The organism is Photobacterium sp. NCIMB 13483 (assembly GCF_003025475.1).
GTDB lineage: Bacteria > Pseudomonadota > Gammaproteobacteria > Enterobacterales > Vibrionaceae > Photobacterium > Photobacterium piscicola.
The window spans coordinates 95,623-120,232 of record NZ_PYLV01000004.1; the positions used below are offsets into that span (position 1 = coordinate 95,623).

Genomic DNA, 24,610 nt, shown 5'->3' on the forward strand with positions numbered 1-24,610 from the left:
CAATTCGTTTAAATTCACCCTTGCGCAGTGTGATGAATAACGTTGGGTTTATTTAATGTATTGAAAGCGCTTTTAGGAAAGAAAATGCAATATACTGAAAAAGATCGTCGAGTTTTGCACGATACATGGATGAGCTATAAAGCAAAAATGCGTATAACTCAAATTGAAATGGCTAAAAAGCTAGAGTTAACGCAACTTGAATTTTCAGACATTCTGCGAGGGGATGCTGTTATTCAACATCAGTTTGTTAATGATTTTTGTGGCATTTTAAATATTGATCCTGTTTTAATACTTCCTTCGTTACGTGAAGCGGTACAAAAAGGATCGTTAGCAAACTCTATTGTTAAGAATACTTTTATATTTGATGGTGAAATAAAGAAGGTAACGTATGTTGGTAATCAACTTGTTGTTGAGTATGAACATAAGCCTAGCATTAGTGATGCATGATATAGCGTTATTTATTCTATAAAAAAAGGCTCATAGCATAATGCGATGAGCCTTTTTAAATGGTAGTTACTTGACTATTATTTTTTACTTTTCTTCGCGTTTTCATCCCACTCAGGAACAAAGAAATAAAGTACCGTCGCGGCAAGTATTGAGCCCATGACATCAGAAGGGAAGTGCATTCCTAACCATAAACGGCTAATACCCACACCTGTTGCCCAGACAATTAACCCTCCTGCTAAAAGATATTTACCTCGGCGAATAAAGAAACCACCCCAGAATAAAACACAGATAGCAGCAAAAATAGTATGGCCTGAAGGGAAAGAGTAGTTTGTTTCACCTTCCCAGCTACGTAAACGCCAAGAACTTACATAAGCAGAGGCTTCTTTTACAACATTATCTTTAGCGGCTGTATCTAATGCGTAGAATGCTTCAGGAGATTCCACTAAATGTAGGCGTTGTAATTCATAGCTGTAAGGGCGAGGAATCGCCGTTTCGTGTTTTAATACTGTTTTAGTGACAAAACTTAATACTAATAAAATACCAAATTGAATCCATACTTTAGTGATTGTTTTCTTTGGTAACCGCATAAAAACAGGTGATAAGCACAGTAATGCTGCAGTAATAAGGAAGAATGGACTGCCTGCACTATCAGTAAGTAATGCAAATGAGATGCCTGCTGGATTGCTGACAGGTGTAGTGAATGCCGGTATCGGGAAAATATGAATGGCGATAAAGAGTAATATAGCAAATAAACCTAATGCAAAAAAATTAGGTAATTTTTTAGATATAAAAGTCATCATGGAGAGAGTTCAATCTTGTCATTTAATAATAATTAAGTAAGCCATAAAAAAAGCGGTCGAGTGTCATAAAATTGACATTTTTTCATGATTTAAAACGGCTGTCTTTTTCGCACAAATTGTACAAAATGTCATTAAGAAAATCGTTGAATAACAACTTCTATACTTATTTGTCAGGTAAGGTTCATGTTTCTTGTCTTTTACACAATAATATAATAAATCACCCTCATAAATTTTACAATTATAGCTGTTGCTGTAATGTTAATTTTGTAAATTTACTGAGTGTATTTTAGTGTTCTTTCTTAATCTGTGAAGGTTGTCACGTGAAAATGCGCCAACATTAAGAAAACTTAATGTTTATCTTAAACTAAGTTTAGCTAACTACTGTATGGTTAGCACATGCTTAAACGACATATGTTGTTTATTAATTTTGATGTAATGATATGGAGAAGGGAATGAGTATTCTTGGACATTTCCAAAAGCTCGGAAACGCGATAATGTTTCCAATCGCAGTATTGCCTATTGCTGGTATTTTATTGCGTATTGGACAACCCGATCTATTAAATATACCTTTTATTGCAGCAGGTGGTCAGGCGGTTTTCACCAACTTAGCACTTCTATTTGCAATGGGTGTTGCGGGTGGTTTCTCAAAAGATAACTCAGCGGCAGCAGCAATTGCGGCAGCGGTTGGTTATTTCATTATGATGGCTGCGATTAAGACACTTAATGCTGATGTCGACCCAGGTGTTGCGGGTGGTATCATTATTGGTGTGTGTGCAGGCCTGTTATACAACCGTTTCCATGCAATCAAATTGCCAGAGTTCTTAGGTTTCTTTGGTGGTAAACGTTTTGTTCCTATCATTACTGGTTTAGTTGCATTGATTCTTGCTTTTGCATTCAGTGTAGTATGGCCTCCAATCCAAGGTGGTATTAACCACTTAGGTCAATGGATCCTAACCAGTGGCGTACCTGGCGAGTTCGTATACGGTGTTGCTAACCGTCTATTGATTCCACTTGGTCTACACCACATTCTTAACAGTATGGTTTGGTTTGTATTCGGTAATTACACTGATCCTACAACGGGTCAAGTGGTTACGGGTGAAATCTCACGCTTCTTTGCGGGTGATCCATCTGCGGGACGTATTCTAAGTGGTTTCTTCCCAGTAGTAATGTTCGGCCTTCCAAGTGCGGCATTGGCTTTCTATGTAACGGCTAAGAAAGAGAACAAGAAAGTTGTTGGTGGTATGTTATTGAGTGTGGCATTAACTGCATTCTTAACTGGTATCACTGAACCAATCGAATTCATGTTCATGTTCCTAGCACCTGGCTTATATGTTGTTCACGCTATCTTAATGGGTCTTAGTATTGTTGTTGCATCAATGCTTAATATCCACATGGCGTTTAGCTTCTCATCTGGCTTGATTGACTACATCCTGAACTTTAACGCTCCAGCAGCGCATAATTCATGGGAAATTATCCCAATGGGTCTAGTGGTTGGTGCGCTTTACTTCGTGATCTTTGTTGGTGCGATTAAGATGTTCAATCTTAAAACACCAGGTCGTGAAGATGCACCAGAAGAAGATTCAAACCCAACTTCAGATAGCAAGGCTGATTTAGCAGAACAATACCTAGAAGCGCTAGGTGGTAAAGATAACCTAACCGATATCTCTGCTTGTATCACTCGTCTTCGTCTAGGTATCGTTGACCGCTCAATCATCAATGATGCAAAACTTAAACAGTTAGGCGCTAAGGGCGTGGTTAACGTAGGTTCAAATAACCTTCAAGTTATCTTAGGTCCACAAGCTGAAATTATTGCTAACCAAATGAAAGCACTTTAAGTCATCATTAGTTAAGTAAAATACAGTCTTCGCGATTTCATAACTTCCCCCTATGGTCGCGTTAAACGGTCTACCTCTGGTAGGCCGTTTTTTTATAGCTAAAAAATAGAAGTGGACTGTGTATAATACTGGCGCGTTACGAACAAAGCATGAATAAGTGATTAGATCTAGGTTTAGGCATGAAATGAAAATATTAATAATTGAAGATGATCTTACTACTCGAGAATTTGTTGCGAGAGGATTACGCGAGCATGGATTTGTAGTAGACGAAGCTGAGGATGGTCATCAAGGTTTAATGATGGCAACAAGTTGTGAATACCAGCTGATTATTTTAGACCGTATGTTACCGCAATTAGATGGCTTGAAAGTGTTAGGAGCGTTAAGAGCAACGGAAAACCATACGCCTGTGATGATATTAAGTGCAATGGATAGCGTTGAAGATCGCGTTGTCGGTTTAACGTCGGGAAGTGATGATTATCTGACGAAGCCTTTTGCTTTAGCTGAGCTTGTTGCTCGTGCCAATATTCTTGTTAAACGTAATCAACTCGTTGCTGCGACGGTGTCGTCTGAATATAGCTATGATGATTTACGATTAGATATTAAATCACATCGTGTATGGCGTGGTTCTCGGCTGATTAATTTACAGCAAAAAGAGTTCTTGTTACTGCAATATTTAATGGAACATGTCGAAAGTGTTGTCTCTCGTATGAGTCTATTTGAATCAGTTTGGAGCTACCATTTTGATCCAAAAACCAATGTTATTGATGTGCATATTGCTAATTTGCGTAAAAAGTTAGAACAAGAAGGAGAGCCGAGTCTCATCCATACTGTTCGAGGGGCTGGTTATGTCTTACGCCGGGTCTGAAAACCTGTCGCGATCAACTATTTTTAAAGTGTTGATGTATTTTATTACCTGTGTCGCTTTTATATTTATTCTATTTATCAATCAGGTAGTGGTTAGTTCTGAAACGTTTTACCACCAGCAATTAAAACGTGATTTAGTTAATGAAGCTAATTTGTTTTCGATGATAGTTAATAAAGGTGACAGTGGTGCACTATATCGAACGATAGCGCAACGTAAACTAAGTAATACGACATTTAGCTACGTCATACAGCCAACAAAGCGTATTAACAAAGAATTATTAATTTATCCAACAGCGTCTTTTATCTTTGGTCATGGTAGTAAAACATCGCAATTATCTCAGGTGATACCGTTGCCTTTAGGAATGGAATTAGTCATAAAAATTAATCCTCAATTTATGCAATCGTACCGACAAACTGTTATTCCGATGTTACTTTCTGGTATAGCGGTGCCTGTGATTCTTATGTTGGCTGGAGCTTCATTATTTGCGGTGGTTATTTTAAAAAAATTAGCACGAGTTAATCAGGGAATGAACCGCGTTATATTGGGTGAAAAAGGGGTTAAGTTACCGGTTAGTTCTAATGATGATGAATTTGATGTGCTAGCAATGCACCTTAATTTTATGATTGAGCAAGTAGAGAAAAAAGAAACATCGCTAAAAGCATTGTCGGTCGGTATGGCGCATGATTTACGTACCCCTATTGCTCGAATGAAGCTGCGCTTAGAACGATTACTGACACAAAATACGGTGCCACATACCAAAGAATTAGAAGCATGTCATGATGATTTGGAAGTCTTGTTAAGTATGTTTAATGGTATGCTTGAAATTGCTAATTTAAACAGTGGTAAGCAGCATATTGATAAAGAATGGGTCGATTTGTCTCAAGTTTGTCGAGATGTGGTTGAGTTTTTATTACCCATTTCAGATGAAAAGCAACAACGACTGAGCTTTAGAGAAGATCAACCATACCGTTTACAAGGTGAACCAAGTTTATTATTTAGAGCCGTTTATAATTTAGTTGAAAATTCAATTAAATACACGCCAGAACAGGGTGAGATTGATGTGATTGTTGACCATTTTGGTGTGGTTGTGATTGATAATGGCATGGGAGTATCTGATGAAGACAAACAACGTATTCGTGAACCCATGTTCCGTGCTGATCGTAGTCGAACTCATCAAGGATTTGGGTTGGGACTGTCGTTAGTTGAAGCTGTGGTTATTCGTCATAATGGTGAGTTAGTTTTCAGTGATAATAATCCAGGATTGCGATCACGACTGTATTTACCTCTCGCGTCTGAATTAGCAGCAAAGATTGATGAAGTATAATTAAAGATCGTTAACATCAAAAAAGCCCAATCGATAGTCGATTGGGCTTTTTCTTAGCAATACATTCTTGAATAATCAATGAGACTGATTACTTATTAACTGTTAATCGCGTTAAATTTGTCTTTGCGTTCATTAAAGCGTGACACTAAATCATCAATACCGTCTTGGCAATAAGGTTTTAAGCCACTCATTACCATACGTTTACTGCCTGTACCTACAATTTCACCATTTTCTTTAAAACAGAAATGAAGAGTAACATTGCCACGTTTGCCTTCTACTTCAATAATAGAGTTGGTTAGCTCAACAGTGGGCGCTGTAAGGTCTAAGCGAGTGAAATCAAGTTCCATACATTCATAGATCACCAATGGGCGTGTTGGGTTGATCATGATGTCTTTAGATTTCATCAATGGAACCATGATGTGAGGAAAGTTCATTCCTGAAAATTGCACATAGTTTTTAGTGACTTGTGAAATTAACACTTCATCTTTTGTGGTTTCGCCACTGCGTGTGACATCCATGTATACTTTGCCCTTACAGTCGATAACTGAGAGCTCTGTAGGGGATTTTATATCTATAAGTAGGCAGCTTGATTCATTGATCATGCCTGCAAATTCGAAGCGCATTTTTTGGCTAAGGCCAACATTTGCTAGCAGAACCGAAAATAGCAGATCGCCAGGTACACAAAAACGCTTGTTATCTTCATCGTGAATAGGGTTAAAGTCACCGGCTACGCGTTTTGCAAAATGACTTGCTTGTGCACGAGTAAAAGATAATTCACCGCTGTTATCTGAATAATATGAATCTAAAAACATGTTTACTTATAATACCTAAAAATAAGACTGGCGCTATTCTACAACATAAATATCACTTTAATGGTCTAGCCAGATGATATTAATGTAAATACATATATTGATAAAATACATACTAATAATAGCGGGAATAAAAAAGCCTCTGCAAACGTGCGAGGGCTTCATAAGGTTGAATGTGCTATAGACGTATATCAAGTGGTATTACGGTGACTTTATCACCAATATTGGCATATTCTTGCTGTGGTGGAATTTCTATTAGGCAATTAGCCTCACTCATTGAACGTAAAATACCAGAGCCTTGTGATCCTATTGTTTTCACTGAAAGGCGACCATTGGCATCCCAATTATAATAACCACGCAAATATTCAGTACGGCCAATACGAGATCGCAGAGGTTCTGCTGCAATAGCGGTATATGTTTGTGGCTGCCAATCTTGATAGCCTTGTTGTTTGCGAATTGCTGGCTCAATAAATTGTAAGAATGTCACCATAACAGCGACAGGATTTCCCGGTAACCCAAAGAATGGAATGTCATTAATATGACCAAAGGCGAGTGGACGTCCTGGGCGCATATTAATACGCCAAAAGTTAATTTGCCCAAGTTTATCCAATACCGTTTTGATGTAATCAGCATCACCAACAGAAACACCACCAGAGGATAGAATCATATCTGCTTGTTGGCTGGCTTGATTTAATGTTGCTTCAAGTGTGGCTTCACTGTCTTCAATAATACCTAAATCAACCACCTCACAACCTAGATGAGTTAACAGGGCAAATAGGCTATAACGGTTGGAATCATAAATACAGTTTTGTCGTTGTGCTTCACCGGGAGCTTGTACTTCATCACCGGTTGAGAAAATAGCGACACGAAGAGGAGTATTAATGGTTATTTCATTGAGCCCAAGTGATGCGATCATGCCAAGTTCTGGTGCTGTGATGGTTTGTCCTTTTGCGACCGCAACTTGATCAATGGCAAGATCTTCACCCGCTAAACGGACATTTTGACCTGCTTTAATGGCACCCATAGCAAGATTGAACGTGACAGTGTCACCATCTTGGTGTGCTTGTTCACGCATAATCACGGTATCAGCAGCTTGAGGTACGGGGGCGCCTGTCATGATACGTACTGCTTCACCTGCTTGTAGCGGGTGTGGATAATGATGCCCAGCAAGCACTTGACCGACAACGGTATAGCTATTGAGATCAATATCTGCACCACGAATAGCGTAACCATCCATCGCGGAATTAGTATGTTGTGGCACATTCACGGGTGAGAGAATATCAGTATGTACGATATGACCCAGTGCGTGTTTAAGCTCAACGGTCAGTGGGTTATCAATGGTCTTTATTTGCGCAAGAATACGCTGACGACCTTGCTCAACCGATAACATACCTTGTGGTTGAACTTCATCGCAACTGGCTGTTTTTATTGATTGTTGTTGTGATTTTGAACTGTATTTAACCACAAAATTGGTTAATTGTTCGATATCATCAATACTTATTTGCGGCAAGCTTGTATCGGCTTTGATATCACTCGCAACGGCAATAATATTATTATCATTTTGAAATAACCACGGTTTATTGATCGCTTGACGGTGTAATTCAATTTTAGGGAAATCAAGGTTTTTAAAACCTTCCACTAAAATAAGATCGAGTTGGGTTTGATCTAATTGGCGAATTAAATACGCTAAGGTTGCTTCCGTTGTTGGTGTTTCAGTGATCAATGCGCGGCGGTAACGCGAGGAGATAAGCATTTGGCTTGCACCTGCTTTGCGTAATCGGTAGCTATCTTTGCCTGGTTCATCAAGATCAAAATCATGGTGAGCATGCTTGATTACAGCGATGCGCAGACCTTGTTCAACTAAGTTAGGTAACATCGCTTCAATAAGGGTCGTTTTTCCAGTACCACTGAATGCAGCAAAGCCTAATAATGGCACTGATGCGTTAATTTGAGTCATGGCGTGCTCCAAATTGTGATAATTCATCAGGGGTGTTGAGATTAATAAAAGCATCTGTTTGATCACTAAAATCAACGGTGATCATATTACATTGACGATATAGTAAAATGATCTTGCGATCGCCATTAGCTAAAAAAGCTTCTAGCTTAGGTAAAATACGGCGATGCAGTAGAGTAACAACAGGCTGAATGTAATCACCATTATGTGCAACTGCTATATCAGTATCAGACTGACATGCTGCTGCCATTCGAGAAACTAAATCATGGGGTAGTTGCGGGCAATCGCAAGGTACAAAACCAATCCAATCGTTATCAATGTGGTGTAAAGCTGCATGCATGCCACCGAGCGGGCCGGGATAGTTTTCAATGCTATCACCAAACACATCACCATATTGGCTGTAGATATTCTGATTACGGTTAGCATTAATGCTGATATGAGATGTTTGGGGGGTCAGTGTATCAATAACATGTTGAATAAAGGGTTGACCTGCAAGTTCAATCAGGCCTTTATCGTTGCCTCCCATACGGCTGGCTTGGCCACCCGCTAAAATGACCCAATGGGTTTGTTCAGGCGTAGGCATAATTATCCTTATTGTTTTTGATATCTGTAACGAGTTGGAGATCGGCTCGTTCAATTAATTGGGTGTCATTGATTGTCCATTGACGGCGACAAAGTGCGGTAAGTGCATTTTGTTGGTGGCTAGTGATCACTAAACTGGTGCCACGTGACAATAAATCTTCCGCTAAAATAACTTGGCGATTGATGGATTCTTGATCCATGCTGGCACTGGATTCATCCATTAATAATACGCTAGGTTTAAGTACCCATGCGCGTGCCATTGCGACGCGTTGACGTTCACCACCAGACAATACAGAGACATGTTCATCAGCTAAGGTTTCAAGGCCGACCATGCGTAGTGCATTAATGGCTTCATTTCGACGTTTTTGGCGATCTTTAATCGCAAACCTTAGTCCATAGCATACATTGTTAAATACTGTTGCATCAAACATATACGGTGTTTGATGTAAGTAGATAATACTCCCTTCATAGCATCCGCTAAAGAGACGTTTTAAAAAAGTATGCTGATGAATATTAACGCTGCCTGTTGTAGGTTTTTGTAGGCCAGCTAAAACTTTCAATAAGGTTGTTTTACCGACACCATTATCGCCGGTTAAATAAATGGCATCTTTGGGGGCTAAATTTAGTTGAGGAATGTGAAACAGCAATCGGCTTTTAAAACGAACAGAGAGGTCGAGTGCCTGAATAGAAGCATGAATCATAAGAAGACCTCGCTTAGTTAGTTCGCAAATGGGCTTTGCCACGCGCGATAGATAAAATAAAGTTTAGACCTAAGGCTAAAATAAGTAACACCATTCCTAGTGCGACCCCTTGAGCAAATGCACCTTTTGAGCTTTCAAGTGCAATGGCAGTTGGAATATTTCGAGTGGAATTTAAAATATTGCCACCCACCATCATCGAACAACCGACTTCAGTGATAACGCGGCTAAAAGAAGCAATAATAGCGGCAAGCAATGGAAATCGACTTTCCCACATTAAGCTGAGTAAAGCACGAGGATAGCTAGCGCCCAAAGTGAGTGCTGTTTCCCATGCACGTCGATCACTGTTTTGAAATGCGGCATGCATCATCGAAATAAGTAATGGAAAACAAATCAGCACTTGACCTAAAATCATCGCTTTTTGAGTAAACAGCATTTGCCAGTCACCTAAAGGGCCAGCACGAGAGAGCAACATGTAAAGCAGTAAACCAATCACTACCGTTGGCACTGATTGTAGTGTGTTCATTAACGAAAGGGTTAACCAGCGGCCAGGGAATTTACCGTAAGCTAAAGCAAATGCAATCAATAGTGAGGGAATAATCACTAAGGCAATGGCAAAAAGAGACACAGAAAATGACACGCCCACAATGCCCCAAAGTGCGCTATCGCCGCTAAAAAGAAGTTGGGTCGCTTGTTGCGTTGTCTGCCAAATATTCATGGTAGTGTTTCTTTTAACCTAAAAAAATACGCCGATGGAGCTATCATTCACGTTATTAACAGTAAGTCTAAAACGTTATGTTATAACTGTGAGCTCATTATAGTTAATGAGCTAAATAAACAACCACCAGCGAAATGTCACATTAAATTAGAATGTTATCTTTTATTGCGTTTGTGCATCTGCAACGAATAATTGTTTACCATGACGCTGGTAGTTATTGATCAGTTTTTGTGCTTTAGGATTAACTAGCCAATCACTGAATGTTTTCGCACCTTGGTAGTTAAGATCAGGGTAGCGGCTAGGGTTGATTAAAATCACTTGGTAAGGGTTAAAGAGGCGTTTATCACCTTCAACCATGATTTCAAGATCAAGCTTGGTTTCATACGCTAACCATGTGCCACGATCTGTTAAGGTGTAGGCTTGTAATTCTGATGCCATGTTTAGCGTTGGTCCCATACCTTGACCGACTGCTTTATAGCCACCAAAGTTAGGCTCCATTTTTGTTTGAGCCCAAATGTTCAGCTCTTTTTTGTTTGTACCTGAATCATCACCACGAGAAATAAAGGTGGCGTTATCAGTGGCAATCGCTTTTAGTGCATCAGCAACATTTTTATCACCTTTAATTTCAGCTGGATCACTTTTGGGCCCAACTAAAACAAAATCGTTGTACATTAATTTACGTGGTAATACACCAAAGCCTTTTTCAACAAACTGTGCTTCTGATTGTGGTGCATGCGTCATGACTAAATCAACATCACCGTGTTCACCCATGCGTAATGCTTTTCCTGTGCCAGCAGCTAACACTTCGACGGTATAACCAGTGTCTTTAGTAAATACAGGCAGTAAATAATCTAGCAACCCAGAATGATAAGTGCTGGTGGTCGTTGCTAGGCGCACAGTCTTATTCATTGCTGTTTCTGTGGTTGCATAAGCCATCGTTGCCGATGCGCAGCCAAGAATAACTAAAGTTGTTTTTAATAAGTTCATCAACGTTCCTGATCGATTGGGTTACATTAAAAAATGTTGAGATAGTAAGTCACGAAACTTTGCTAACGAGATATGCGCCAAAATGACCCAGATCATCGAAATAAATTGCGTAGGTCAGCTATAAGCAAATAAAGTGCCATCTTTTTAATGTTGATAAAAAGGACTGGTTATGTGATTTTGGTATCATATATTACTTAAAATAGGTTAAAGGTAACCGAAATTATACCGAATGATAAAACAATTTTGACTTAATGATTCATAGTGAGACAAAATGTCGCAAATTTTGGTTTGGTTAAAATGTCTCGGTATCTATGTCTGATTTTAGTTTGTCTTCATCTTGGACCGCAGTTTCTGTATTAGTGGTTGATGATGAACCAGGAATGCGCACGATTTTAAAGAAAGCGTTAAGTAAAAAATTTGCTCAAGTAGATACCGCAGGAAGTATTGAAGAAGCTGAAGAAATTCGTAAACGCTGCCATTTTGATTTGTTAATTGTTGATATTAACTTACCCGGCCGTTCTGGTATTGAATGGCATGAAGCGTTTGATCCGACAACCCGTCGTAGTGATGTGATTTTTATGACCGGTTATGCTGATTTAGAAATGGCAATTCAAGCCCTACGTGCTGGTGCGTCTGACTTTATTCTAAAACCCTTCAATCTTGATCAAATGATGCAGTCGGTTAATCGTTGTATTGAACGTCGATTAGTGGAACGCCAAAATTTCGCATTGCAACGTGACGTTGAGCGTAGTTATCCCGTCAATATCATTGGTGATGCGCCTGCTACACAACAAATGAAAAAACTGATTGCCCAAGTTGCACCATCGATTGCTGCGGTTTTAGTCGAAGGTGAGTCGGGGACGGGTAAAGAATTGGTCGCTCGCGCATTACACCAGTTAAGTAAGCGTACTGGACCTTTTGTACCTATTAACTGTGGTGCTATTGCGCCTGAACTTTTAGAAAGTGAGCTGTTTGGTCATGTCTCCGGTGCATTTACTGGCGCAAAAAAAAGCCGCGAAGGTCTGTTTCGTGTCGCTAATAATGGCACATTGTTTCTAGATGAAATCGGTGAAATGCCATTAGCAATGCAGTCATCATTGTTACGTGCACTAGAGCAAAAAGCCATTCGTCCTGTTGGCTCTGAGCGAGAAATTCAAATTGATGTTCGTATCGTTGCTGCAACAAACCGTAATTTGAAGCTTGAGGTAGAAGAAGGCCGTTTTCGTCGAGATTTATATTATCGATTAAATGTTTTAACTATTGATTTGCCATCATTACGTGAACGTGTGGAAGATATTCCGTCATTAACCCATCATTTTACGCTACAGCTATCAAAAGACTTGGGTATGAAAGCCATCAGTTGGACTCATGAAGATATTTTAGCAATGCAAGCCTATTCATGGCCCGGCAATATTCGTGAACTTCGAAATATGATGGAACGGTGTATTTTATTGGGTAAGCCGCCTGCTGATTATTGGCGTGAATTACAAGGTGATGCATTACCTGTTGCTATTACAAATGAGCAAGGGGTGACGGGAGAAGAGCTTGAACTTAATAGCGCTCATCCGCAACGACCCTGTCAATGCCATGAGGACGGAGAAGATCAATATTGTTATCCCGTTACATGGACATTAAAAGAAGTTGAAAAAGCACATATTATGCAAGTTGTTGATGCCAGTGATGGTAATAAATCAGCAGCAGCTCGCCAGCTCGGCGTGGCAAGAAAAACATTAGAGCGCAAATACAAAGAATGGACAGAAGAATTACAATGAAATTAATACTATGAAAGCAAAAGCATTTGTTTTGATGTGGTTACGACGATTTCAGACCATGGTGCGCTATCGGTTATTAGTACTGACTTCTGTGCCTATTTTTCTGACATTATTGACCTTAATTGCCATTACTTTTTACTGGACGATAACCTACACTTGGCAAAATGCATTAATGAATGTAAGAGCCGATTTAGCCGTTGCGCACCATAGTATGGTATTGCTTAAAAAAGAGCAGCGAATGGAACTACAGGCCTTTGCTAACTCTTACGACTTTCAACGTCGATTACGTTTTAATGAAGTAACACTACTCGATTGGGTTCGTCAGCAAAATAAACATTATCAATTAGATTTTGTGGTGTTGCATCCTGTGAGTAAATTGAATCGATTTTCAAGCCAAGAGCAGACGTTGTTACTATCAGGTAAAGAACAAACGTTTTTTCAAGTATTAGACAGTGCTGAACTTTATGATTTAAATCCCAATTTGCCAGCCAAAGCGCAATTACCCTTACTTACAGAAGGCACGATTGAGCAAAAAGGTCTGATTAGCCGTAGCTTGGTGCCTATTTTTAATCAACAAGGCGATCTTAAGTGGATTTTAGATGGCGGTATCTTATTAAACAATAGCACCTCGCTGGTGGATCGTATTCGTGATTTGGTTTATGCCGAAGGCACTTTGCCAAATGGTAGCCTTGGCACTGTTACCTTATTCATGGGGGATGTGCGGATTAGTACTAATGTACCATTAGACAGTGCCAACCTTATTGGTCGAGCCGTGGGAACGCGTGTTTCTGAAGACGTTAAACAACATGTCTTACAGCAAGGACAAACGTTTGTTGATCGCGCCTTTGTATATGATAGTTGGTATGTTTCTGCTTATGAGCCGTTACATGCAAATGACGGTAAAGTCGTTGGCATGCTTTATACTGGTTATTTACAGTGGCCCCTCATTTACCGCCACTTAACTAATATTATTGAAATGAGTGTGAGTATCTTATTGGTACTGATATTTACCAGTGTCATTGTGTATCGTGGTTCGCGTGATTTGTTTTTACCGATTGAAAAAATCTATCAGGTTGCTAAAGCGGTACAAATGGGATTAAAGCGGCGGGTGGGAAAGTTAGATCTATCAGAAGGGCATGAATTACAAATATTAGGTAAACAATTTGATTCTATGTTAGATCAATTAGAGCAACGTAACGGACTCATTAAACTGACCGCGATAGAACTCGAAGATAAAGTCGAACAGCGTACTCAGAGTTTGCATCAGAAAACAGAAGAGCTAGAGCGCCATATTCAATTATTGCATCAAGCACGATCTAAACTGGTGGCAACAGAAAAATTAGCCGCATTGGGTGAGTTAACCGCAGGTATTGCGCATGAAATTAATAATCCGACGGCAGTTATTTTGGGTAATATTGAATTAATTCAGCTAGAACTTGGTGATAATACGGCAGATGTTCAAGAAGAGCTGGCTGCCATTCACCTTCAAATTGATCGTATTCGTAATATCACTCGCAGTTTATTGCAATACAGCCGTCAAGGTGGTGTGCAAGATGAAGTGACATGGCATCACTTAAATTTGATTGTAGAAGAAAGCTTAACACTTGTACGCTCAGGTACTAAAAAGATGGATGTTCAATTTGAGGTTAACCTTGAAGCTAAATGCAGTGTTGAAGTCAATCGTCATCAATTATTGCAAGTGTTAGTTAATTTACAGATGAATGGTATCCATGCGATGGATGATAAAGGATTATTAAAGATAGCTACCGATGATTGGATTGATGAACAAGGTGAGGTGCGTGGAGCGATGGTGATTATTACCGATCATGGCTGCGGTATTTCAGCACTAAATATGAAACGTATTTTTGATCCTTTTTTCACTACTCGTCGTTCGGGGACGGGATTAGGTTTATCGGTCAGTCAGAGTATTGTGGCTAATGTCGGTGGAGAAATAACGGTTGATTCTGTAGAAGGTCAAGGTTCCACATTTACTGTATATCTTAAACATAAGAAAGAATCGCCCAGTGAACTGGATCTTCATGTGACAGCGTAACAAAAACCAGATTTATGAATAACAAAAAGCCCCTTGGTAACTGCTTGTTCATTGCAGTTCCAAGGGGCTTTTTTGTCGCGTTGTGTTTTTAGCTGATTGTAATATAAGCCATCGTTACATAATGGATAAACCAACGACAAGAAACAGTGATGCGGTAAGAGATATTCGGCTAATAAGCCCGAATGAGGAAGGGATAATCATTTCGGTATGCGGCATAGATACTCCTTTTGCTTGAAGACCCTTTAAAGCATAGCTTATATGTTTGTATCATATTGTTTTAATGTTTAATTTTTTCGATAAAATGAGAATTAAAACAATAATCGCGGTCATATTGAATCAAAAAGGTGACTAATGACCGCGATATGAGGTTCTATTAATTAGATAAATTTCATCTCTGTCCATGGTTCAGATGGGCGACTTAATAAATAACCTGATTGCCATCCCCATTGCTGGTGGGCTTTAATAAAGGCTTTTGCATCAAAGGGTGCGCCATTCGCACGACCAAAACGCGCATTGATGGTTAAGTTTTTAATATCATTGCTGTTGGCAACTTTACCATCAACAGAGCCTGCTGGTGTAAAGGGTACGTTCCATACTGCTGCTGGATCAGAGACATACGGTTGTGAATCTTTATCATACTCAGCACAAATATTACGTGATGATGCATCCATTTTATTTAGGTAGACATCATAAGTATCACCGAGCATTTTCTGACCTGTTGCCACATTAATTTTACCGTTGTATTTATGCATCAGTTGGATCCAACGTAAACGACGAGCACCTTCTTGTTGACGAATATCGTTGTAGTCAACATCAGAACCTTCAATATAGCGTAAACGTGGATCAACAGAGACGTTTTCGCCAGTGAAGTAGCCTGATTTTAATTCATTGAAGTATTGATAAACACGACCTTGACCAAACTTAGCAATATGGTTGTTATTAATATCACCGATGAGCCATGTATTAGCATAACCACCATTGTTGCCTTTTTCTTCAAGCTTGATCCAACTATCAATGTTATTAGCATACTGACTTGCTTCACGAACTCGAATAAATTCAGGAGTGCCACCGGCTTTCCAATCCATCACGTTGGCTAATGTGGTTTCTACAACGGCAAGACCTGCGCCTGTTTCCCAGAAGTCGGTACCAGATTCAATCATACCAGGTGTTGTTTGGAAGGCCATTTTGTAACCTTTATCTGGTGTAATATCTAAAATGACGTTAGAAAATTGACCAGACCAGAAATCATTAAAGGTTTCGTGACCAATGACAATACCTTTATTATTTGTCGCAGTGCCTGTTGCGATAAAGGCACTGCAATTACCTTTAGCACCTTCAATGTTGGCACTGTTTTTACTTAGTTCAACATTATTGGTGTTCATTTCAGCTTTAGTATACGGGGCAGGGAATGCGGATGTATTAATTAAACCAGGATCAACCCACTTGGTATAATTATGCATCCCCACTGAAGGCCACCAGTAACCTGTAAGCTCAATCATGTCGTTCCATGTAATAATGTCAGCAAGAGTGACATGCAAACCTGCAGCATTTAAGCCTTTAGCAATACCTTCCATTTCTTGACGAAGTTCTACGGGAATCTTCCCTTTAGTTTGTTCTAATGCGGCTTTTTGCCATGCACTATAAGGCACACCTGTTGTTAGGTAGGTCATGCTCCAACTGTCTTTCCACGCTAATTTAAAATCAGGCGCGATAAGATAACCATATTGGAAACCACGATCAAAAGCATTGCCTTTAATACCAACATGCCACCAGCCATTCTTTTTCACTAATTTAGCTTGATCAACAATTTTCTGTTGTTGTTCTGTTAATTTAGTTTGGTATAACGCCCCAGTCACAGGTGCTGTAATTTGCTCAAGTAATAGTTTGGGTGGGTATTGAGTTAAATGTTGTGTTTCAGAAGCTGATGCGTTGGCATAGCTAACAGATGCAAGTGAGATAATACATGCAAGAATTGTCTTTTTACCGAGAGAGTGTTTCGAATGCATTTTCATAATTAACGGCTTTGATGAATATTGAATGAACAGAGCTATCATCCGCCTTTTTTATTGTTCAACAAGAGAGTAAACGATAGTCAATGTTTTATAAAATGTAAACGTAAGCTGCCATTTTTTAGGTGATTCTTATCGGTTAAAAATACAAAAATAGGAGGTAAATTTTTAATGATAACCAAATGATTTGGTTACTAATAGTGACTAAAGTGAGATGTTAAATTGCTAAATGTGGTGTATAAAAAAAGCCAGCATCTCAAATGCTGGCTTCTTACGTTATCAACTAACAATAATTATTAATTATTTGGTTAATTGTTTCAATTTTTGCTGCTGGTAGTATTTAGCATCAGCAGTAATTGATGTGCTCTTACCTGTTTGTAGCCATTGCTTTATACGGCCAGCATCACCAATTGGTGTCATTTTGCCTTGTGAATCAAGCATCACCATTAGGATCTTCTTACCATCAATCGTTGTTACCATCGCTAAACAACGACCAGCTTCATCAAGAAAGCCTGTTTTGCTTAGGTTAACGGTCCACTTTTTACCACGTACTAGCGCATTGGTATTGGTGTAACCTAATTTATAACGAGGGTTAGTAAAGTAAGCGGTGTGAACTGCACCATTAGTGCTGTAGTTACGAATGGCAGAATACTTGTAAGCAGCCCGTACCATCTTAGCAACGTCTGATGCTGTTGAACGGTTTTTAGGGTTAAGACCTGAGCTATCAACAAAGTGAGTATTCGTCATACCGAGTGCTTTAGCTTTAGCATTCATAGCACGAATAAACGCGTTGTAACCACCTGGGTAGTTAGCCGCAAGTGCAGCAGCCGCTAAGTTTTCAGATGACATTAATGCAATGTGCATTGTCTCGCCACGGCTTAATTGTGAACCAATACGAACGCGAGAATATGTATTGTACATATGCTCTTTATCCGTTTTAGTGAACGTAATTTTTTGGTTAAGCGGTAACTTAGCGTCTAATGTCACCATCGCGGTCATTAGCTTTGTTAATGACGCGATAGGCATCACGACATTGGAATTTTTGCGATAAAGCGTTTTCCCTGAGCTTAGATCGATAACATAATTACTCACAGAAGCAGTCTGAAGATTACTTGGTTTGAGTTTACTGGTGTTGATACTTGCGAAAGAAGAAAAGCTGACACTTGCAAGTGTAAAAAATAAAATTAAAGCGTTGCGCACAATGGCTCCTTGGATCCCATTTAAGAGGGGAATAATTATCCTGATATTGTCATCTTTTCAATTGTGGTTAAGCAAGTCATGTTTGTGTAAATCCTATTTATAATAGATTATAAAAGCAGCAGTTAAACATAAGTTGCTAATGAAACAACATTCAATAAAATAATTGTTCGATATATTCATTGTGAAGGTGGTTTTATCGCATTTAATTACTTTTAATGATGATTGTGGGTGGCAAGGATTCTTTCAAGAACACGTGTGATGAATGAACGTGTTGGTTATGAGTGCATTTTTACTGATGGTTATTGGTTTGCATGATAATTAGATAACTTTTTGTGCGTGACGCCTCTTGATGTGCTGTTATTAATGCAATCATTAAGATAAAGGCAAGGTCACCCGTTGATGACCTTACTTGGTAATGCTTAGATTAGTTAGCACTCCACACTTGTTGGCCCGTGCGAATAAAATTATAACCGCCTAGTTGATCGCCATGAGCCTGAATGTCACTCTTGGTTAATGACTGTAATAATTGTTGTTGTAGGGTACGGAAGTAAATATTTTTAGGGATCACCAGCTCAAATGCTTCGGTGCACAGTGGAATAAAGCCTAACCCAAATTCACCAGCGGTACTTTGGCTTGCACAACCAATATCTGCTTGCTCTCTAGCAATGGCTGAAGCTAACTCTCGTTCACTATTACAACAATCAACTTGATTAAGCATGGTCATGTTATACCCATGACCATGGATCCATTCCTCTAATGCTCGCATACTTCCAGCGCCTTGCTGACGTAAAGCCCAACGCCAACGAGGTGATAGTAATTCATGCAGTTGAATTGAACGGCTATTAACGGCATCCGCTAGATCTGGGCTTACGACTAAGCCTTGTTTACGCTCAAAGGCATGGACTAAGACCCAGTTTTTATGCCCTGGATATTGTTGCAATAAGGCCGGATGTCGTAAACTGGCTTCTTCTACATTACCCCAATGGATAGCACAGATATCAACATGACCTTTGCTTAACATCGCCAATCCTTGACGTGTGCCTGTTGAGGTATAACCGACAAGGGCCGTGCTGCCTAACTGGTTCGCCATTTTACCGACCACACATTGCAGTAATGGATCATCAGAGCCAGCAATCAATAATCGGTCGGTTAATACGCCATTATGGCAAGATTCTAATAACCATTTATCCAGCATTGCCTTAGGAAAAAGCCATTTACCCGTTACTTTTGTTGCAGGCAATAGGCCGTCATTGGCTAAGGCGTAAACCTTCTTTTCATTAAGGTCGAGATATTCGGCTACTAATTTGGCATTCATAAATTCAGGGAAATCAGCCATTATGCTTGGGTACCTTTACTCTCGTGGCCTTTAACATCAAGTTCTATATTGTCGCTACCGTTATAGATTTGAAAACGCAGCCCTTTAGCGCGAGCAATCATAGTAATACCAAGTTTCTTAGCAAGATCGTAACCCATTTGTGTCGCTCCAGAACGAGACAACAGTACAGGAATGCCCATTTGCGCGACTTTAATGACCATTTCAGAGGTTAAGCGACCTGTGGTGTAGAAAATCTTATCTTCACCTGTTTGTTGTTGCAGCCACATTTCACCGGCAAGGGTATCTACTGCGTTATGTCGGCCAACATCTTCTACAAACGATAAAATATCAGTGCCTTTACAGACGGCACAACCATGAACAGCACCTGCAGCTTTGTAGGTTTCATTATGATGAGTCAATGCTTCAAGTAAACCATATAGCAGCGATTGTTTAATTTGCGGTTGTGGCAGGGTTATACCTTCAAGCTTTTTCATTACATTGCCATACATCGTGCCTTGCCCACAGCCAGAGGTGACGGTTTTCTTTTCTAATTGCTGCGCTAAGTTTTCAGTATTTTCATGAGTTATAACAACCGCGGCATTGGTTTCCCAATCGATCATTACTGATTCAATAGCGCTAAGGTCATTAATAAAGCCTTGGTTTTTTAAATAGCCTAATACTAATGCGGATGGGCGCTCACCTAAGGTCATCAGTGTTACTACTTCAACCCAATTAAGGTACACCGTTAATGGATGCTCGCAGGCGATCTCTTTTGTTTGTGGATCACCATATTCATCAATAATTTCTACCGACATCGTCTGCTGCACTGTCGCTTTGGTTTTTATAATTTTAGGCAATGTCGCCATTTGAGATCCCTGCATAATAATTGTGGTGTGTTTAATTATGGATACTGAAACCTAAATTAAGCAAAGATTGTTCCAATATTACTAACATTCACCAATCTATCGTTAATAGGCTGAGATTGATAAAAATGCGCACTTTTAATGTGGTTTCTTGTTATTGGTCTAATATTTGCTTATGTCTGCTTATTAAGTGAAATATCGCTTAATGTAAAAAGTGATTAAATAACAAGATAAAGGCGAAATAGAACCCGCCAGTAGGAGTGAATGTGCCAAAACAAGCAGAACTTGAATTAAAGAAAAATGAACATGTTTGGCCAATCAATTTTCGCTTACAAGCAGAAGAACGCCAAGTGGGTCGTTGGACAACTTATGCATGGACGATTGAAGACATTTGTTTGTATGAAGAAGATCTCGCCGTTGATATGGCATTTGCTGATATAGGGGCTGGTAACTACATGATGCCTCTAGAACTTTTTCGTGATGAACGGATGGAATATCGATTTAACTTAAATTCACAGAGTCCGCATTTGTTCTTTATTTGTGCTGAAGAGAATGAGCAATTAAAACCTGTTTTAGTTACCGCAGCGCAAGGTGTAGCAGCTCGTTATATGGATGGTGATTATGTGGTTTTACATATTGATGTTCCATTAGCAATTCAAGCATGGATGGAAGCCTTTTTAGGTCGTCATGGGGAATTGTTTGAATTTAAACGTAAACGTGGCGGCGATAAGAAAAAAGGACGTTCAAGTGGCAACTAATTTCTTTCAGCGTTGGTCAAGCCGTAAGTTAACCCCTGTTGATAATACGGAACGTGCTATTTCGGAAACGATAACTGAAACGGTTGATGAGTCACTGACTCTTAATGCTATAGATACAACCGAAGAAGAAGTAACAAAGACCAGTGATCATGAACAAACATCAATTGTTCCCTCAGCAACGTCACCAAATGTTATAGCTGAAGAGCCTGTCATTGCATTGACGATTGATGACGCTGATAAAGTAACTTATGACTCAGGTGTTGCGTCATTTATGCAGCAACAAGTGACTAAGTCAGTGAAAAAGGCGGCATTACGAAAATTATTTCATTCTGAAGAATTTAACTATATCAGTGATATGGATGATAGCACTGAAGACTTCAGCAATATGCAAGGTTTAGCACCAGAAATTGCATCACAAATGCGGGGGTGGATAAATACGGTTACGGAGACGGCAACGGAAGCTCTCAAAGATGAGGGAATAACAGCATTAACATCAACGTCTGATCTTAATACGGTTGATTCTACGACTGTTGATGTAACAACAGCTGATTTGTCAGTTAATCATATAGCCATAGCCAGTAAGGATGACGAGGAGGATGGATTAGTTAATCACCTAGATACAACACATACCGATGAAGAGGCTTTCCCTACGGCTGATTTATCGTTAACACCGATTCTTAATTGTGACAATGAAAGTAATGAACAGAAATCCTAACGTAAAAAAATAAAAACGTTTGAGAATTATTAATACTAATCATAAAAACAGACTGGGACAAAAAGGGAAGATCAATAAAATCGTAAAGAGAGACAATTTGGCGCGTTAGTTCGCTACAAGTAAGACAAAATGTCTCATTAGTTGATTACGCAATATCATCGTTATGATTTTAGTTCCTTTTAAGTCATTTTATTCCGTGAAAAGTTGGATCGGTTATTGCTCTATAGAGAGTAGAAGAAAAGTCATTATTTTCTAACGATACTGATTAGCGGTAGTGAGCAAACAGGAATAACAATGTTAAAAAGTACATTAAATGCATTTACTGATATTAATGGCGTCGCTCGTGCAACGGCCATTACAGGAACAGTAGAACTTGCCAATCTTATTCCGCCAACAGTGACGTATGAAAGTCGTGGTAATTTATTGATTATTGGTGACGCTGAACAATTACTTCAGGTTGCCGATCAATTTGTAGCACTAAACAGTGTGACGTTATTGGCGACAGATGCAAATACATGCGATACCAAAACATCACATACCTTGTATTACAGTCAAGCTATTACGGTAAAAGGATACCTTGGCGCATTTGATGTTCATTGTCGTATAGGACATGACGCGACAGCCCTTGATATTAATGCACTTGAAACGAACTTAGCCAAAATAGCTATTGGACGTCAATGCTTTGATATTGTGCTTGATATGACAGCAACTGGGGTTATGAATGTTGAAATTCCAGCTGCGGGTTATTATGCCGTTGGTCAAGCTTCTGCATCTCAAGCATCAAAAAAACGTGTTGCTGAAAAACTAGCGACGCTGGTGGATGAACTGCCAGCCATGATTGGTACTTTTGATAAGCCTAAATACTTTCGTCTAAATCCTGATCTTTGTGCACATTCATCACGAAGTGTAAAAGGCTGTGATCGTTGTATTGATGCATGTCCTGCGGGAGCATTAAGTTCTGATGGTATCGCTATTGCGATTGATCCTTACCTTTGTCAGGGGGTAGGAACATGTGCCACGGCATGTCCAACGGAAGCTATCAGTTATGCATTGCCAGATCCTCAAATCACTCAAAATTTTGTTCATAGTGTTTTAGCACGTTATAAGCAAGAAGGTGGTCAATCTCCAACACTGCTTCTTTATGGTGATCGTGATACCGCTGCTGTAACAAAGGCACTGGCGACATTACCTAGTTCTGTTATTACGATTGCATTAGAAGAACTGGCGACGGTTGGTATTGATACTTGGTTTAGTGCCTTAGCTTATGGTGTGCATCAAGTTCTATTGGCAACAAATACACAATATATCCCTGCAACGATTGATGCTGTTCTGACTAATGAATTAGCGATTGCTCAAAATTTCTTAACTGAATTGGGTTATGACGCTGATCGTATTTGTTTATTTGATTTTGCTGATAGTGCGAATTTTGAAGCTTATGAAGCTGCACTTATTACTCCGATTGAAACTGCACTAACAGGCACTAAGCGTGAAAAGCTATTTACTGTTTTGGAAGCACTTAATCAGACAAGTCCAGCGCAACCTACCCATTCGGCTGTAGCGGCTAATGCCCCTTATGGTTCTGTAACATGTAAGACAGATGATTGTACGTTATGTATGAGTTGTGTTGCTGTTTGTCCAACCCGTGCCTTACATGCCATTGGTGATCGCCCTGGATTATTATTTGTAGAACAAGATTGTATTCAATGTGGAATGTGTGAAACCGCATGTCCTGAGAAAGTTATAACACTTGAAGCCGGTTTTAATTGGGATTGGCAAGCGCGTAAAGCCGATGCTCTGATTCATGAAGAACCTGCTGCATGTTGTATTAGTTGTGGAAAGCCTTTTGCCCCAGCATCTATGGTGAAAATGTTGACCGAAAAACTTCAACGTCATTCACATTTTCAAGGAGAAGCGATTCGTCGTTTATCTATGTGTGAAGATTGCCGTGTTCGCGATATTTTTGAAAAGATGGAACAAGATCCACAAAGTCAGACAAGGGTATAAGGTCATTATATGGAAAACGCAGCTATGAATGCTCACACAAATCTTACTGATCAAGATGATTTGCTACGTATTGAAATTTATAACATGTTGGCACATCTATGTCGTCAAGCCCCTGAACAATCTGTGCTTGAATTTCTTGCAAATCTTGATGTTGATACGGCACAAACATTTCAACGTCAGACTATGGCTTCAGCTTGGCCTTTACTAAAACTAGCGGCTCAGAAAACAACATTATTGAGTGCTGAAGAAGAATATCAAGATGTATTTATTGGTATTGGCCGTGGGGAAGTTGTTCCATTTGGTTCATGGTATTTAACCGGTTCTTTAATGGAAATGCCTCTGGCTTATTTACGTCAAGACTTAAAACAAATGGGTTTTGAACGTGCTCAATCTGTGATTGAACCAGAAGATCATATATCTGCATTGCTAGAGGTTATGGCTATGCTGGTGGAAGGTGGCGATGAACACCTTCAACAGACATTTTTTAATCGTCATCTTGCACAATGGTGTGAAAAGTTTTGTACCGATTTAAAAGCGGCTAAGAGTGCTGTGTTTTATACCGCTGTCGGTGAATTAGCTTGGCAATTTTTGACAATAGAAAAGACCCGTTTTTTAGAGTCCCAGTAAAAAGATACTCGCGATAATAAAAAATCGACATTTGTTCATAAAAATGTCGATAGAGGAGCAAACGCAATGAGTGAGCAAAAAACAAATGATAGCCGTCGCCAATTGTTAAAAAACATTGGTTTAACTGTAGCGGCTGGTGCTGTAGTAGCAGGAACGACAACTGCCGTTCACGCTTCAACAACCGACACTGAAAAGAAAGATCCTAAAACAAAAAAAGGGTATCACGAAACCCAACATATTCGTGATTACTACAATACCCTATAAGCGGAGCCTGA

Annotated in this window: 22 protein-coding genes; 11 read left to right on the forward strand and 11 right to left on the reverse strand. The window is 39.5% G+C overall.

Translation table 11 applies throughout. The features are described 5' to 3' along the window. Nucleotides 1-84 precede the first annotated feature (84 nt). Complete coding sequence (locus C9I86_RS05215; protein WP_080157378.1) at nt 85-447, forward strand: transcriptional regulator; 363 nt, start codon at nt 85-87, stop codon at nt 445-447. Nucleotides 448-524: 77 nt separating this feature from the next. Here C9I86_RS05215 and C9I86_RS05220 read toward each other — a convergent pair whose 3' ends face one another. Beyond that, entirely contained in the window at nt 525-1,247 is a 723-nt protein-coding gene (locus C9I86_RS05220) for a phosphatase PAP2 family protein (protein ID WP_107275835.1), read from the reverse strand. Nucleotides 1,248-1,699: 452 nt separating this feature from the next. Here C9I86_RS05220 and nagE point away from each other — a divergent pair, with 452 nt between their 5' ends. From nagE to C9I86_RS05235, 3 genes are all read left to right on the forward strand, one after another. After that, nucleotides 1,700-3,082, forward strand: a complete 1,383-nt coding sequence (gene nagE / locus C9I86_RS05225; protein WP_107275836.1) for an N-acetylglucosamine-specific PTS transporter subunit IIBC — start codon at nt 1,700-1,702, stop codon at nt 3,080-3,082. A 184-nt stretch (nt 3,083-3,266) separates the two neighbouring features. Then, nucleotides 3,267-3,947, forward strand: a complete 681-nt coding sequence (locus C9I86_RS05230; RefSeq protein WP_080157382.1) for a response regulator transcription factor — start codon at nt 3,267-3,269, stop codon at nt 3,945-3,947. Next, nucleotides 3,928-5,271 carry a HAMP domain-containing sensor histidine kinase gene (locus C9I86_RS05235; protein ID WP_107275837.1) on the forward strand — a complete coding sequence of 448 codons (1,344 nt, stop codon included), beginning with the start codon at nt 3,928-3,930 and terminating at the stop codon, nt 5,269-5,271. The genes C9I86_RS05230 and C9I86_RS05235 overlap by 20 nt, the downstream gene beginning before the upstream one ends. A gap of 95 nt (nt 5,272-5,366) precedes the next feature. On the opposite strand, the gene C9I86_RS05240 is transcribed toward C9I86_RS05235, so the two are convergent. The 6 genes from C9I86_RS05240 to C9I86_RS05265 all read right to left on the reverse strand — a co-directional run bounded on the left by C9I86_RS05240 (nt 5,367) and on the right by C9I86_RS05265 (nt 10,968). Then, complete coding sequence (locus C9I86_RS05240; RefSeq protein ID WP_080157385.1) at nt 5,367-6,083, reverse strand: DUF3581 domain-containing protein; 717 nt, start codon at nt 6,081-6,083, stop codon at nt 5,367-5,369. A gap of 175 nt (nt 6,084-6,258) precedes the next feature. Continuing rightward, on the reverse strand, nt 6,259-8,037 hold the full coding sequence (locus C9I86_RS05245) for a bifunctional molybdopterin-guanine dinucleotide biosynthesis adaptor protein MobB/molybdopterin molybdotransferase MoeA (protein ID WP_107275838.1): 1,779 nt from the start codon (nt 8,035-8,037) through the stop codon (nt 6,259-6,261). Then, nucleotides 8,024-8,617 carry a molybdenum cofactor guanylyltransferase MobA gene (gene mobA / locus C9I86_RS05250; protein ID WP_107275839.1) on the reverse strand — a complete coding sequence of 198 codons (594 nt, stop codon included), beginning with the start codon at nt 8,615-8,617 and terminating at the stop codon, nt 8,024-8,026. The genes C9I86_RS05245 and mobA overlap by 14 nt, the downstream gene beginning before the upstream one ends. After that, nucleotides 8,604-9,317, reverse strand: a complete 714-nt coding sequence (locus C9I86_RS05255) for an energy-coupling factor ABC transporter ATP-binding protein (protein WP_107275840.1) — start codon at nt 9,315-9,317, stop codon at nt 8,604-8,606. Before C9I86_RS05255 ends, mobA begins: the two co-directional genes overlap by 14 nt. A 13-nt stretch (nt 9,318-9,330) precedes the next feature. Next, a complete protein-coding gene (locus C9I86_RS05260; protein ID WP_080157390.1) occupies nt 9,331-10,032 on the reverse strand; it encodes an ABC transporter permease in 702 nt (233 codons plus the stop codon). Nucleotides 10,033-10,194: 162 nt separating this feature from the next. Next, complete coding sequence (locus C9I86_RS05265; RefSeq protein ID WP_235865915.1) at nt 10,195-10,968, reverse strand: substrate-binding domain-containing protein; 774 nt, start codon at nt 10,966-10,968, stop codon at nt 10,195-10,197. A gap of 362 nt (nt 10,969-11,330) precedes the next feature. On the opposite strand from C9I86_RS05265, the gene C9I86_RS05270 reads away from it, so the two are divergent. Both C9I86_RS05270 and C9I86_RS05275 read left to right on the forward strand, forming a co-directional pair. Beyond that, complete coding sequence (locus tag C9I86_RS05270; protein WP_080157392.1) at nt 11,331-12,791, forward strand: sigma-54 dependent transcriptional regulator; 1,461 nt, start codon at nt 11,331-11,333, stop codon at nt 12,789-12,791. Between the two features lie 10 nt (nt 12,792-12,801). After that, a complete protein-coding gene (locus C9I86_RS05275) occupies nt 12,802-14,844 on the forward strand; it encodes a cache domain-containing protein (RefSeq protein WP_080157393.1) in 2,043 nt (680 codons plus the stop codon). A gap of 377 nt (nt 14,845-15,221) precedes the next feature. Here C9I86_RS05275 and C9I86_RS05280 read toward each other — a convergent pair whose 3' ends face one another. From C9I86_RS05280 to fdhD, 4 genes are all read right to left on the reverse strand, one after another. Continuing rightward, entirely contained in the window at nt 15,222-16,856 is a 1,635-nt protein-coding gene (locus tag C9I86_RS05280) for a C45 family autoproteolytic acyltransferase/hydolase (protein ID WP_158258918.1), read from the reverse strand. Nucleotides 16,857-17,153: 297 nt separating this feature from the next. Beyond that, on the reverse strand, nt 17,154-18,053 hold the full coding sequence (gene pbpG / locus C9I86_RS05285) for a D-alanyl-D-alanine endopeptidase (protein ID WP_080157395.1): 900 nt from the start codon (nt 18,051-18,053) through the stop codon (nt 17,154-17,156). A gap of 424 nt (nt 18,054-18,477) precedes the next feature. Beyond that, a complete protein-coding gene (locus C9I86_RS05290; protein WP_080157396.1) occupies nt 18,478-19,389 on the reverse strand; it encodes a helix-turn-helix transcriptional regulator in 912 nt (303 codons plus the stop codon). Then, the gene (gene fdhD, locus C9I86_RS05295) at nt 19,389-20,234 is read right to left on the reverse strand and encodes a formate dehydrogenase accessory sulfurtransferase FdhD (protein WP_080157397.1); all 846 of its coding nucleotides are present in this window, start codon (nt 20,232-20,234) and stop codon (nt 19,389-19,391) included. The genes C9I86_RS05290 and fdhD overlap by 1 nt, the downstream gene beginning before the upstream one ends. Nucleotides 20,235-20,497: 263 nt before the next feature. Here fdhD and C9I86_RS05300 point away from each other — a divergent pair, with 263 nt between their 5' ends. The 5 genes from C9I86_RS05300 to C9I86_RS05320 all read left to right on the forward strand — a co-directional run bounded on the left by C9I86_RS05300 (nt 20,498) and on the right by C9I86_RS05320 (nt 24,599). After that, complete coding sequence (locus C9I86_RS05300) at nt 20,498-20,989, forward strand: DUF3305 domain-containing protein (protein WP_107275843.1); 492 nt, start codon at nt 20,498-20,500, stop codon at nt 20,987-20,989. Continuing rightward, nucleotides 20,979-21,704 carry a DUF3306 domain-containing protein gene (locus C9I86_RS05305; protein WP_158258919.1) on the forward strand — a complete coding sequence of 242 codons (726 nt, stop codon included), beginning with the start codon at nt 20,979-20,981 and terminating at the stop codon, nt 21,702-21,704. The genes C9I86_RS05300 and C9I86_RS05305 overlap by 11 nt, the downstream gene beginning before the upstream one ends. Nucleotides 21,705-21,998: 294 nt before the next feature. After that, nucleotides 21,999-23,708, forward strand: a complete 1,710-nt coding sequence (locus C9I86_RS05310; protein WP_107275845.1) for a 4Fe-4S binding protein — start codon at nt 21,999-22,001, stop codon at nt 23,706-23,708. Between the two features lie 9 nt (nt 23,709-23,717). Continuing rightward, nucleotides 23,718-24,335 (forward strand): molecular chaperone, encoded by a 618-nt coding sequence (locus tag C9I86_RS05315; RefSeq protein WP_080157404.1) that lies wholly within the window; start codon nt 23,718-23,720, stop codon nt 24,333-24,335. Between the two features lie 66 nt (nt 24,336-24,401). Beyond that, complete coding sequence (locus C9I86_RS05320; protein ID WP_080157406.1) at nt 24,402-24,599, forward strand: twin-arginine translocation signal domain-containing protein; 198 nt, start codon at nt 24,402-24,404, stop codon at nt 24,597-24,599. The last annotated feature ends 11 nt before the right edge of the window (nt 24,600-24,610 follow it).